This is a genomic window from Mesorhizobium sp. ES1-1, from assembly GCF_020164785.1.
GTDB lineage: Bacteria > Pseudomonadota > Alphaproteobacteria > Rhizobiales > Rhizobiaceae > Mesorhizobium.
The window spans coordinates 131,772-144,827 of sequence record NZ_JAIUGX010000013.1; the positions used below are offsets into that span (position 1 = coordinate 131,772).

At 62.8% G+C, this 13,056-nt stretch carries 11 protein-coding genes; 5 read left to right on the plus strand and 6 right to left on the minus strand.

Annotated features, from left to right (window positions below):
• Position 1: 1 nt before the first annotated feature.
• Positions 2-952: a DMT family transporter gene (locus LB513_RS21520; RefSeq protein ID WP_224665536.1), complete on the minus strand. Its 951-nt coding sequence runs from the start codon at positions 950-952 to the stop codon at positions 2-4.
• Between the two features lie 210 nt (positions 953-1,162).
• Between LB513_RS21520 and LB513_RS21525 the strand changes: the two genes are divergently transcribed.
• A complete protein-coding gene (locus LB513_RS21525) occupies positions 1,163-2,044 on the plus strand; it encodes a LysR family transcriptional regulator (protein ID WP_224665537.1) in 882 nt (293 codons plus the stop codon).
• Between the two features lie 79 nt (positions 2,045-2,123).
• On the opposite strand, the gene LB513_RS21530 is transcribed toward LB513_RS21525, so the two are convergent.
• From LB513_RS21530 to argH, 5 genes are all read right to left on the minus strand, one after another.
• Positions 2,124-4,697: a TIGR02302 family protein gene (locus tag LB513_RS21530; protein ID WP_224665538.1), complete on the minus strand. Its 2,574-nt coding sequence runs from the start codon at positions 4,695-4,697 to the stop codon at positions 2,124-2,126.
• A gap of 212 nt (positions 4,698-4,909) precedes the next feature.
• Entirely contained in the window at positions 4,910-5,851 is a 942-nt protein-coding gene (locus tag LB513_RS21535; RefSeq protein WP_224665539.1) for a threonine/serine dehydratase, read from the minus strand.
• Positions 5,852-5,880: 29 nt separating this feature from the next.
• The gene (gene lysA / locus LB513_RS21540; protein ID WP_224665540.1) at positions 5,881-7,149 is read right to left on the minus strand and encodes a diaminopimelate decarboxylase; all 1,269 of its coding nucleotides are present in this window, start codon (positions 7,147-7,149) and stop codon (positions 5,881-5,883) included.
• A gap of 66 nt (positions 7,150-7,215) precedes the next feature.
• On the minus strand, positions 7,216-7,422 hold the full coding sequence (gene lptM / locus LB513_RS21545) for an LPS translocon maturation chaperone LptM (RefSeq protein WP_224665541.1): 207 nt from the start codon (positions 7,420-7,422) through the stop codon (positions 7,216-7,218).
• A 183-nt stretch (positions 7,423-7,605) separates the two neighbouring features.
• Entirely contained in the window at positions 7,606-9,006 is a 1,401-nt protein-coding gene (argH, locus tag LB513_RS21550) for an argininosuccinate lyase (RefSeq protein WP_224665542.1), read from the minus strand.
• 35 nt (positions 9,007-9,041) lie between these two features.
• Here argH and tlpA point away from each other — a divergent pair, with 35 nt between their 5' ends.
• The 4 genes from tlpA to ugpE all read left to right on the plus strand — a co-directional run bounded on the left by tlpA (position 9,042) and on the right by ugpE (position 13,055).
• Entirely contained in the window at positions 9,042-9,728 is a 687-nt protein-coding gene (gene tlpA / locus LB513_RS21555) for a thiol:disulfide interchange protein TlpA (protein WP_224665543.1), read from the plus strand.
• A 209-nt stretch (positions 9,729-9,937) separates the two neighbouring features.
• On the plus strand, positions 9,938-11,248 hold the full coding sequence (gene ugpB / locus LB513_RS21560) for a sn-glycerol-3-phosphate ABC transporter substrate-binding protein UgpB (protein ID WP_224665544.1): 1,311 nt from the start codon (positions 9,938-9,940) through the stop codon (positions 11,246-11,248).
• 66 nt (positions 11,249-11,314) lie between these two features.
• Complete coding sequence (gene ugpA / locus LB513_RS21565; protein ID WP_224665601.1) at positions 11,315-12,199, plus strand: sn-glycerol-3-phosphate ABC transporter permease UgpA; 885 nt, start codon at positions 11,315-11,317, stop codon at positions 12,197-12,199.
• A 7-nt stretch (positions 12,200-12,206) separates the two neighbouring features.
• A complete protein-coding gene (gene ugpE / locus LB513_RS21570; protein WP_224665545.1) occupies positions 12,207-13,055 on the plus strand; it encodes a sn-glycerol-3-phosphate ABC transporter permease UgpE in 849 nt (282 codons plus the stop codon).
• Position 13,056: the final 1 nt, after the last annotated feature.

Sequence of the window (13,056 nt, forward strand, 5' to 3'; positions counted from 1 at the left end):
ATCAGGCAGGATCGGTGGCTGCCATCGCCGGTGCCGGCTTCTTTTGGCGCCGTTCGGTGTTCAGCGCCAGCAGGCCGGCACCGATGATCAGAACCGCGCCGAAGACGGTCGTCGAGCGCGGCACTTCGGCGAAAAAAAGGAAACCCCACAGCGGCGACCACAGGATTCCAGTGTATTCAAACGTGGCAACGCGGTTGGCCGCCGCCAGCCTGTAGCCCTGCGACAGCAGAATCATGCCGGCCGAGGCCACGAAACCGCAGGCAGCCATCTTGAGGAAGTCCGGCAGCGCCGGCCATATCCACGGACGGACCAGGAACTCGACGCTGGGGTGGATGGCGTGGGTTATCCCGGCAAGATGGAATGTGCCGGCGACCAAGGCGGCGCCGACGAGGTATGCGCCGTTCTGGTAGAAGGCCATCACCGTGGACGATTCGGTATCGCCGATCTTGCGCGCCATGAGCTGGGAGAAACCGTAAAGCGCCGCCGAACCCAACGACAGCAACGCCGCCCAATCGAACAGCCCGGCTCCGGGGCGCACCATGATGACGACGCCGAGCATGCCGATCAGCACGGTCGCCAACGTCCGCCACGAGACGCTTTCGCCGAGATAGGGGCCGGCCAGCGCCATGATGAAAAGCGGAGCCATGAAATAAAGCGCAACGGCATCGGCCAGCGGCAAAGCGGCAATGGCCAGGTAATACACGGTATAAGATGTGAACTGGATAAAGGCGCGGATCGTCAGCAGGCCGAATCTTCTCGACAGGATGGCTCGCAAGCCGACATCGGCTTGGACGAGGATGATCAGGATGGGCAGCGCGACGATCGAGCGGATCGCCATCACCTCGGTCACCGGATAGGAGCTCGACACGGCCTTGACGAGCGGATCCTGCAGCGAGAACACTAAAACCCCCAGGCAGAGGCTCAGGATGCCTTGCACCATCCTATTTTGCATCCGTCTGGGCTCCAGTTTTCGACACGCAAGCGCATGTCAGGTTAAAAAGAACCCGCCACCGTTTCGGGCAGCGGGCGGAGTGAGGACTGTTGATTGGTCCGCGGCGACGCAGCCGCATATCCAATGGGTGAGCAACTATCCTCCGGCGTTTGACATGTTGCAAACGAATTGGAATGATATCAACGATCAGCTTTTCTTATGACGGATATCATGCGCCCGACCCTCGACAGCGATCTCCTGCGAACGTTCGTGGCCATTGCCGAATCCGGCAACTTCACCAGGGCGGCCGAGCAAGCCGGCCGTACGCAGTCGGCCATTTCGATGCAGATGAAAAAGCTCGAAGAGCTTGTCGGCGACACCCTGTTCGAGCGCGGGTCGCGTGGAGTCGCGCTGACGCGGCGCGGCGGGGAACTCATCGTCAATGCGCGCCGCATCGTCTCGCTGCTCGACGAAACGGCAGCGTCGATGTCGGCCGCGCCGCTCGGCGGGCCGGTCCGGATAGGCATTCCCGAGGAATATGGCCACGCCATCCTGTCGCGCGCGCTCGGGGCATTTTCGAAGCGCCACACCAAGGTCGAGGTCACCGTCCAATACGCGCATTCAGGCGCGCAGCTGGCGGCGCTCGCCGCTGGCGAACTGGATTTATGCGTGGTGTTCGAATGGCAGGATTCCGCCGGCGGCGAAGTGCTGATGCATGATCCGACCGTATGGGTCACATCAAACCGCCACAACATGCACGAGGAGCGCCCGGTGCCGATCGCCCTCTACAATCGCGCCGGCTGGTGCAAGGATTTCGCTATCAAGTCGCTGGAGCAGCGTGGCCTTGCCTATCGCGTCGCCTACACCAGCGACACCACTGGCGGCCTGAAGCTCGCGGTGACATCGGGATTGGCGATCGCGCCGATTTCGCGCAGCAACATTCCGGCCGATTGCCGCGAACTGACGTCCACCGACGGATTCGGTGACATCGATTCCTCGAATGTGGTGATGCATCGGAACCCGAATGCGTCGGGCGAGGCGATCGACGGCATGCAGGAGGCAATACGAGAGGCCTTCGTCAACAGGCAGGGTCTGCCTGCAGGTCATTCATAGAACCAAACCGGTTGCTGGCGCTTATTCGTGAACGCGTCGTCTCATGCACACAATCGAGTTCACGCTGGCGCGAGATGCCTTACTTCAACTCAAGCAGCCGCTCCAGATAGCTGCGCTCGATATCGGGGCTGAGCGCGTTGCCAAGCCGCTTGCGAATCGCCTCCAGGATCTGGCGCGCCCGCTGCACGTCGATCTCATCCGGTACCTTGACGGAGTCGCCGAAGTCGGGGCCTTTGCTGGAGCGCTGACGGCCGAGCGGATCGCGGTCGGCATTCTGCTGGCGACCGCCTTCCTCGCTGCCGCCTTCGTCGCCCTGCATGGCCTGCATCTGTTTCATCATGTCCTTGGCGCCCTTGCGCAGCGCCTCCAGCGCCCGGCCCTGATGGCCGACCGCTTCGTCGCCCTCGCCTTCGCCCAAGGCCTGCTCGGCGTTGCCCATGGACTTGCCTGCGTCGCCAAATCCTTTGTTGGGTTCCATGCCCATGCCCTCGAGCCCCTTCTTCAGTTGCTCGAGATCGCTCTTCAGCTGGCGCTGGGCGTCCTGCATCTGCTTCAAGGCATCGGCGAATTCCTGCGGCGTCATCGGTTTTGGCCGGGCGAGCGGGTCGCGGTCCTCGCCGACGCCTGGCATGTCCTCGTCCTGGCCGCCACCAGACTGGTCGTTAGGGTTGCCGCCACGCTGCATCTGCTCCATGCGGAAGGTGTCGTTCATCATCTCCTGCTGGCGCCGCAGGATGTCGCCCAGCTTGTCCATCTGCTGGCGCATCTCGCTGTCCTGCTGGTTGCCTTGCTGCTGACGGCCGGCCTGGAGATTGTTCATCATGTCCTGCAATTGCGACAGCAATTGCTGGGCGCTGTCGCGGTCTCCCGATTTCGCCAGATTCTCGATCTGGTCCATCATGCGGTCGATATCGCTCTGGCGCAGTTCCCTCCCGTTCTGCTGCATCTGCGGCGCATCCGGGTTCTGCCTGGCGCGTTCGGCAAATTCCTGCAGGAACTCGTTCATCGCCTCGCGCAGTTCCTTCATCGCCTTCTCGATCTCGGCGTCGCTGGCGCCATTCTTGATGGCCTCCTGCAGCGCCTGCTGCGCCTGGCGAAGGCGCTTTTCCGCCGCCGACAGATTGCCCTCCTCGATGCCGAGCGCGATTTCCCAGAGATAGGAGACCTCGTCGCGCAGCTGCTCGTCGCTGCCGGCCATGTCGAGGCGGCTGCGAGCACTCATGATGGCGAGGTAGTGAGACATGTTGTCGAACGTGTCTTCCGGCCGCAACGTGATGGCGTCCATCAGGTCGAGAACGCGCGGCTTGGCGTTGGCGTCCAGCCCCAGCAGGCCGCGATGCTCGATCACGGCGCGCGCCAGCGGATTGGCGAACGGGCGCTGCGGCATGACCAGGGTCTTGGTCTCGCTCGACGCGGTATGGCCCGCGTTGTCGGTGGCAAGCAGAGTAAGCTTGATGCTGCTGCCCGCCCAGACATGCTCGGTCAGGTCCTTCGACGTCCTGGCGGCGTTCGACTTGCCGCCCCGGCGCGGCAGGGATAGCGGCAGGTCCGGCGGACCATAGAGCGGACGCGCGTCGGGTGCCTGTGGATCGGCGAGCGTGAAGACGGCCTTGGCGCTGGCGGCGCCATAATCGTCGTCGATCTGGTAGTTGAGTTCCAAGGCGCCGTTGACCGCGCGCTTGGGCTCGCCGATGAAGCGGATGCGGGGCGGCTGATCGGGCACGACCGCGAAGGCCCAGCGGCCAAGCTGATCCTCGCCAGCCTTAAGCGTCAGCGTGCCGTCGCCGGTCAGCTTACCGGTGAACTGGCGCACCTTCGACGGAGTTGCCTGGTTCGCCGCCGCCTTGGACCCGGCGGCGCTCGCACCGGCCGGACCGATTTCGCGGGAATTGCCGTCCTTGCCGGCATATGCAAGCGTTTCCTCGCCCGACCCGCCGGTGACGCGCAGCGAGACGTCGCTGCCTTCAGGGACGGAAAATGACGGCGTCGCCTGGTTGGCGTTGGCAGTCAGGAAGATCGGCGGTTTGCCCGTATAGGCCGGTGGGGTCACCCATGCGTCGATGCGCGGCGGGACGGCATCATGCGCGCCGTGCGCATTGAAGCCATCGCTCAGCCTGCCGCCCGCCGGGCCGAACGAATAGGCAAAGGCGGTAACGAAAAGCAGCGCGGCCACCGTGCGCAACGCCCACGGATCGCGTTCCGGCACACGCGTGCGCGGCAGGTCGACACCGAGACCGTCGAGCTTGCCTGCCATGCGCTTTTGATGTTCGCGCCACAGCGCCTGAGAAAAGCTGCTTTCCCTGCCGCTTGGCCGGTCGGTCTGCACCAGAACCGGGCTGTGCAGCAAGTCATTGGCGGCCTCGATGCGGCGGTCAACCTCGGCGGCGCCAGGCATGCGGAAGAAGCGCAGCGGATAGAGCGAGGCGAGTGCCGCAATGGTGAATGCTACGACCGCAGCGATGCGCGCGATGTCCGGCAAGCGCGAGAAGAGACCAAGCCAGGAGACGCTCAGGAACAGGCTGGCGACGATGACCAGAGGCAGCAGCAGCGGCCAACCGCGCTCGACCAGCATCGAGACCCGCGTCGCAAACCGGCTGAACGCAAGGCGCCCTGCCAGGCCGTGATCGCTTTTGAAGGTGGGTCGTTCTGTCATCGGCCCTTCCTGGAGCCAGTTCCATCCCGGAAAGAAGCGGGAGGGGGCTCGATTTCTATGAGCATGACCTGTTCAGAAAACGGGGTTCCGCTTTCGCGATCATCCTGCGGAATGGGCAAAAAAGCCCATGCCTCACGACTCCAAGGATACCAGCAAACACGGCAAAGGCGAGGCAGTTCGGAATAACGTGAAGACTGCCGGCTTAGTTGCGCTTAGAAGGTCGCGGGATTCGTATTCGCGCCGCAGACCAGCACGGCGACCCGTTCGCCGGATCCCGGCGAATAACGTCCGGACAGAAGAGCCGCAAAAGCGGCGGCGCCACCCGGCTCGGAGATGATGCGCACGCGGCTCCAGAGCGCCTTCTGCGCGGCGATGATGTCGTCATCGCTGACGAGGATGGAACGCTCGACAAAGGCCTCGGCGATCGGGAACATCATCTCGCCGACGCGCTTGGGCGCCAGCGAATCCGCGGCGATGCCCTCGGCGGGGGCGTCGACGGGTCGTCCGGCCTCGAACGCGCGGTGAAGCGTCGGCGCTCCTTCCGGCTCGACGGCGATGATGCGGATGCGGCCGGCGAACCAGGTCGCGATGCCGCCGATCAGGCCACCGCCGCCTACGGCAACCAGCAGCGTGTCGATGTCGGGCAGGTCGCTTTCTATCTCCAGCCCGAGCGTGCCCTGGCCGACAAGTGTTTCCTCCTGGTTGAAGGCATGGATCTGCAAGGCGCCGGTCGCCTCGGCGAAACGCTCGCTGGCAGCCAGCGCTTCGGCATAGCGCGCGCCGCCGACGACCAGGTCAGCGCCGTAGCTGCGGATCCGTTCCAGCTTGGCCGGCGGGCTAACCTCGGGAACGAAGATGCTTGCCTTGTGGCCAAGCCGCATGGCGGCATAGGCAACCGCGGCGCCATGGTTGCCGCCCGATGCGGCGACCACGCCCGCCTCGGGAACCGGCCTTTCCAGGAGGTTGGTGAAGGCGCCGCGCGCCTTGAAAGAGCCGGAATGCTGCAGGCATTCGAGCTTGAGGTCGACCGCCAGCGGGGCGCGATCGAAGTCGGCCATGTCGACACGCAGCACCGGCGTGTGCCTGATATAGGGGCGGATGCGCGGTTCAACCGCCGCGATGCGTTCTCTTGTGACCGTATTGCCCTGCGACATGGCTTGCTCCTCGGGTAACGCGACCAGCTCTATGCCAGCCAGTCCGGCACCGAATCCAGTCCGATCAGCTCGTCATAGGTCTGGCGTGGCCGTACGACATGGAACCGGTCGCCGTCGACCAGAACCTCGGGCACTAGCAGGCGCGTGTTGTAGGTGCCGGCCTGCACAGCGCCATAGGCCCCGGCTGTGAACACCGCGATGCGGTCGCCTGCCTTAAACTGGGGCAGGTCGCGGTCGAGGCCGAGATAATCGCCGGTTTCGCAGACCGGGCCAACGACATCGACCATCATGCGCGGCGTGTCCGCGGGCGGCTGCACCACCGGCCTGATATCGTGGAAGGCGTCGTAGAGTGTCGGCCGGATCAGGTCGTTCATGGCTGCGTCAACGACGAGGAAGTTCTTTGCGTCGCCTTCCTTCACGAAGATCACCTCCGAGACGAGGATGCCGGCATTGCCTGATATCAGCCGCCCTGGCTCGAACATGACTTTGAGCCCGAGCTTGCTGACGTGCTTCCTGACGATATGGGCGTAGGCGTCAGGCAGCGGCGGCGGGTTGTTGTCGATGCGGTAGGGGATGCCGAGGCCGCCACCCAGATCGATATGCTCGATGGCATGGCCGTCGGCGCGCAGCGCGCCGACCAGGTCGACAAGCAGCGCGAAGGCGTCGTCGAAGGGCTGCAAATCGGTGATCTGGCTGCCGATATGGGTGTCGATGCCGGTGACCTTGATGCCAGGAAGCCGTGCGGCGCGGCCATAGACCTGACGCGCCTTCTGCCACGGAATACCGAACTTGTTCTCGGCCTTGCCGGTGGAGATCTTCTTGTGGGTCTTGGCGTCGACATCAGGGTTGATGCGCAGCGAGATCGCCGCGACCTTGCGGAGAGCCTGGGCCCTGGTCGACAAGAGTTCGAGCTCCGGCTCGGATTCGACGTTGAAGCACAATATGCCCGCCTTGAGCGCGAAGTCCATTTCGCGCGCGGTCTTGCCGACCCCGGAGAACACGATCTTGCTGGCCGGAATATTGGCCGCCAGCGCACGGCGCAGTTCGCCTTCCGAGACCACGTCGGCACCCGCGCCGAGACCGGCCAGCGTCCGCAGAACCGCCTGGTTGGAATTGGCCTTCATGGCGTAGCAGACGAGCGCGTCGATCCCGGCGAAGGCCTGGGCGAAGACCCGGTAGTGCCTGGTCAGGGTAGCGGTCGAATAACAGTAGAACGGCGTGCCGATTTGCGCCGCGATATCAGGGATCGCCACATCCTCGGCATGCAGCACGCCGTCGCGGTAATCGAAATGGTTCACGAGAATACTTCCGGAAAGTTGGAGCCGACGGAGTGAGGTCCGGAAAGACCGGTCCCGTCGTCGGCGTCAGATCAGCGGGTCGAGGAGGAATTTCTTGTCCTCGACCGGTTTTTCCGGCTCCGGCGGAAGGGGCTGCTTGGCTTTCTCGGCATCCTTGCGCGCCTGGACGGCTGCTTCGTAAGGCGTGTCGAGCGCGCCCCTGCGGCCGCAAGCCGTAACAGCGGTAAGCGCCGCAAGCAGCGTCAGCGTCACCAAAGTCCTGCTTCCGGTCATCGATCCATCCGTCCGAAACGTTTGCCAGCCGCCGCTTTTAGCGGAGTTCTCGACGCATTGCACCCCGATATTGCTACGGCAAATCCCGGGATATTGCCTATGGCAAATCCTGAGACATTGCGATGGCAAATCCTGAGATATTGCGATGGCAAATCTGGTCGATTGCCATCGCGGTATAGGGCATCACGCTGCCGCCAGCCGCTTCTTCCAGGCACGAATTTGTTTTTTCACCTCGGACGGCGCGGTTCCGCCGTAACTGGTCCGGCTCTTGATCGAGTTCTGCACCGCCAGCACCGAGAATATGTCCGGGGTGATGCCCGGATGGATCGACCGCAGATCCTCCAACGGCAGCTTCTCCAGCCCGACTTTCCTCTCTTCGGCCAGCGCTACGGCGCGGCCAGTGACGTGATGCGCTTCGCGGAACGGCAGGCCGAGCGTGCGCACCAGCCAGTCTGCGAAGTCGGTGGCGGTGGCGTGGCCGGAGCCGGCGGCCTTCTTCATCGCCGCGGTGTTGATCGTCATGTCCGAAACCATGCCGGTCATGGCCGCCAGCATCAGGTCGAGCGTCTCGGCGGCGTCGAACACCGATTCCTTGTCCTCCTGCATGTCCTTGCCATAGGTCAGCGGCATGCCCTTCATTACCGTCAACAGGCCAACAAGATGACCGGTGACGCGCCCAGTCTTGCCGCGCACCAGTTCGGCTGCGTCAGGGTTCTTCTTCTGCGGCATGATCGACGAGCCGGTGGAGAAGGAATCCGACAGCCTGACGAAGCCGAATTGCGGCGTCGACCAGATGATTATTTCCTCGGCGAGACGCGACAGGTGGGTCGCGCAGATCGCGGCCATGGCGAGGAACTCCAGCGCGAAATCGCGATCCGAGACGCTGTCGAGCGAATTGCGCATCGGCTCGCGGAAGCCCAGGGCCCTGGCAGTCCGGTGGCGATCGATCGGGAAGCTGGTGCCGGCAAGCGCCGCCGCCCCAAGCGGGCTTTCGTCCATTCGTTCGATGGCGTCGCGCACGCGCGACAGGTCGCGTGAAAACATCTCCACATAGGCCATGCAATGATGGCCGAAGGTCACCGGCTGCGCTGCCTGCATGTGGGTAAAGCCCGGCATCACGGTCGCCGCATGCTCCTCGGCCCGCTCGAGCAGCGACGCGATCAACCCCTTCAATGCCTCGGCCACACGGAAGCACTCGTCCTTGACCCAAAGCCTCAGGTCTACCGCCACCTGGTCGTTGCGCGACCGTGCGGTGTGCAGGCGGCCCGCCGCCGGACCAATGAGATCGGCGAGGCGCGCCTCGATGTTCATGTGGATGTCTTCGAGCCGGGTCGAGAACTCGAACGTGCCGGCTTCGATCTCTTTCAGGATCGTGTTCAGCCCGTGAGCGATTTTTTCTTGATCGGCCGCCGAAATAATGCCCGTTTGCGCCAGCATCTCGCTGTGGGCGATCGAGCCTCTGATGTCCTGCGCATAGAGCTTGCGGTCGAACGAGATCGACGCGTTGATCGCCTCCATGATCGCGGCCGGGCCCGAGGCAAAACGTCCGCCCCACATCTGGTTGCTGGTCTTCTTGTCGCTCATCGCTATAACCTGTGCTTCGGAGCAGTATTGAGAAAATGGCAGACGGTAATAGATTTTTCCCGGCCCCCCGCCTGATCCTCGCCGCCCTGGTGGCGGGCGTGCTGGCGGGCGCGGTCGCGGTATATGTCAGCGAGAGCCGGTCTGGCAACAATGCCGCGAGCCAGGTCGCGGTCGGCGACAACAAGGACGATGTCGTCTGCACCGCCAAGAGCGAGCGCGCCAAGAAAGTCGCGGCGGCTGCCACCGGCGAAGTGGCCGCGCTGTTGCCGGCCGATCCGCCGCAATCCCTCAAGAGCCTCGCCTTCAACGGCCCGGACGGCAAGCCGATGACGATCGCCGACCATGCCGGCAAGACCGTGCTGCTCAATCTGTGGGCGACGTGGTGCGCGCCATGCCGCGCTGAAATGCCGGCGCTCGACGCGCTGCAAAAGAAGAAGGGCAGCGACGCCTTCCAGGTGGTTGCCGTCAATGTCGATGCCGGCGACGATGTGAAGCCGAAGAAGTTCCTTAGCGATACCGGCGTCGAGACACTGGGTTACTACAGGGACTCGACGATGGCCCTGTTCAATGACCTCAAGAAACGCGGTCTGGCGCTCGGCCTGCCTGTCACCATGCTGGTCGATGGCGAAGGCTGCCTGATCGCCCACATGAACGGCCCGGCCGAATGGGCCGGACCGGACGCCACACGGCTGATCGAAACCGCGCTCGGCACGCCGGGCTGAGGGCTTCCGTCACTGCCGAGCTTAGCTAATCTTCGCGGCCGGGACGGCCCGAGGGTCGCCCCTTTTGGCGGTGTCGAACAATCCAAGGGTTCATTAGTTGAAGATGAAGTTCACCGAACTGCAATAAAAGCGTTGTCCTGATGTCGTGACCGACACATATTGCCTTTGCGGGAGCGAGCCTTTCGCCAATGACAATCGGGAGATGACGCATGAGATTGCTGGGCTTCGCGGCCAGTGTTGCCGCCACCTTGACGTTGCTTTCAACGAGTTCCGCCTTTGCAGTGACGCAGATCAGCTGGTGGCATGCAATGACCGGCGCCAATGCCGAGGTCGTCGACAAGATATCCAAGGATTTCAACGCGAGTCAGAGCGAATATCAGGTCGTCCCGGTCTTCAAGGGAACCTATCCCGAAACGCTGAACGCAGGAATCGCCGCCTTCCGGGCCGGCCAGGCGCCGGACATCATCCAGGTCTTCGACGTCGGAACCGGGGTCATGATGGCCGCCGAAGGCGCCATCATGCCGGTGGCCGATGTGCTCACAGGCGCCGGTATGGCGTTTGACAAGAGCCAGTATCTGCCAGGCATCGTGGCCTACTACTCGAAGCCCGACGGCACGATGCTCTCGTTTCCCTATAATTCGTCTTCGCCGATCCTCTATTACAACAAGGACATATTCCAGAAAGCCGGCCTCGATGTGAACAATCCGCCCAAGACCTGGAACGAGGTGTGGGAGGACGCCAAGAAGATCAAGGCAAGCGGCGCTGCGGCGTGCGGTTATACCACGACCTGGCTGACCTGGATTCACCTGGAGGCCTTTGCCGCGTGGAACGATGTTTCCTACGGCACAAATCAGAACGGTCTGGCGGGGACCGATGTCGAGCTCAAATTCAATGCGCCGATCTTCGTCAACCATTTCCAGGCGATCGCCGACCTCGCCAAGGACGGCACGTTCAAGTATGGCGGGCGCACATCGGAGGCCAAGCAGGTGTTCCTGGCTGGAGAGTGCGGTATTCTCACCGAATCCTCTGGCGGACTGGGCGACATCGTCAAGTCGGGCATGAACTACGGTATCGGCCAATTGCCTTATGACAGCGACGCCAAGGGTGCGCCGCAGAACACGACGCCGGGCGGCGCCAGCCTTTGGGTCTTCGCCAACAAGTCGGAGGAAGAATACAAGGGCGTGGCCGCGTTTTTCTCCTACCTGTCCAAGACCGAGGTCCAGGAATATTTGCATCAGAAATCGGGCTACCTGCCGGTGACCCTGGCTGCCTATGAAGCGACCAAGAAATCGGGGTTTTACGACAAGAACCCGGGGCGCGAGACGCCGATCCTGCAGATGATGGGCAAGGCGCCGACGGAGAATTCCAAGGGCGTCCGCCTGATCAATCTGCCTCAGGTCCGCGACATTGAAAACGAAGAGCTGGAAAAGATGCTCGCCGGCCAGCAGACCGCGCAGCAAGCCCTGGACAATGCCGTGACGCGGGGCAACGCCGCGATCCAGGAAGCGATCGGGAACTGACCCGCGTCACTGCGGTCTAACGGCGTCCGCCCGCGAAGCGGGCGCCTGAACAGCAGGAGAACAAGCCTGTCCCAGCGCGTCGTGTTTCCCAACAAGATCCTGCCGTATCTCCTGGTGGCGCCGCAGCTCGCCATAACGCTGGCGTTCTTTTATTGGCCGGCGGGGCAGGCGCTTTATCAATCGATGCTGCGCCAGGATCCTTTCGGCCTGAAGAGCAAGTTCGTGTGGTTCGCCAATTTCCGAAAGGTCTTGGCCGACCCCGCCTACCTCAATTCTCTCAAGGTCACGGTGGTGTTTTCGCTGTCGACCGCCATCGTGGCGATGGGGGTGGCCTTGCTGCTGGCCGTCATGGCCGAGAAAGTGGTGCGCGGCAGAGGCCTTTACCGCACCCTGCTGATATGGCCCTACGCCGTCGCGCCGGCGATCGCCGGAATGCTATGGCTGTTCCTGTTCAACCCTTCCATAGGGTCTTTGGCGTATCTGCTGAGAAGCCTGGGCATTGCCTGGGACCCGCTGCTCAATGGGACCCAGGCCATGATCCTGCTGGTCTCGGCTGCCGCGTGGAAGCAGATCAGCTACAATTTCCTGTTCTTCGTCGCCGGCTTGCAGGCGGTGCCCAAGACGCTGATCGAAGCGGCGGCCATCGATGGAGCCGGCGAGACCAAGCGCTTCTGGACCATCGTGTTTCCCCTGCTAGCGCCCACCACCTTTTTCCTGCTCGTGGTGAACACTGTCTATGCCTTGTTCGACACATTCGGCATCGTCCATGCCGTGACCGGCGGCGGTCCGGGCAAGTCCACTGAAACGCTGGTTTACAAGGTGTACAATGACGGCTTCGTCAATCTGATCCTGGGCGATTCAGCCGCGCAATCGGTCATCCTGATGGTCATCGTCATCGCGCTCACGGCCATCCAGTTCCGCTATGTGGAACGCAGAGTCCATTACGGCTGAGGCAGGGATGATCGGTCAGTCGCCACTTCGCATCTTCATCGCCCACGCCATGCTCCTTCTCGGCATCGTGGTCGTCGCCTTTCCGATCTATTACACATTCGTTGCTTCGACCCAGACGCTGCAGACAATCCTGAAGCCTCCGCTGCCCATGCTGCCGGGGGACCAGTTCTGGAACAATTACGGTGAAGCGCTGTTCGGCGGGGTGGGGCGGATGGGAGGCGTGAGCGTCGGCCGGCTGCTTCTGAACACGACCATCATGGCACTGGGCATAGCGGTCGGCAAAATCTTCATCTCGATCCTGTCGGCCTATGCGATCGTGTTCTTCCGCTTCCCTATGCGCATGGTCTTTTTCTGGCTGATCTTCATCACCCTGATGCTGCCTGTCGAGGTTCGCATCCTGCCAACCTACAAGGTGATGGTCGAACTGGGCCTGATCGACACTTACGCGGGGCTGATCATACCCCTCATCGCGTCGGCCACCGCGACCCTGCTGTTTCGCCAGTTCTTCATGACCATTCCAGGCGAACTGCTCGAGGCGGCGCGCGTCGACGGAGCCGGCCCGTGGCGGTTCTTCTTCGATATACTGCTGCCGCTATCGCGCACCAACATCGCGGCGCTGTTCGTCATTCTCTTCATCTACGGCTGGACGCAGTATTTGTGGCCGCTCCTCGTCACCAACAGCAATGATATGAACACGATTGTCATCGCTCTTAGGAAGATGGTGTCTTTCGCCGACGCCGACACGCAATGGCATCTGGTCATGGTCACGGCGATGCTGGCTATCGTACCGCCGATCCTGGTGGTCGTTGTGATGCAGCGCTGGTTCGTGCGCGGCCTGGTCGAATCCGAAAAGTGAG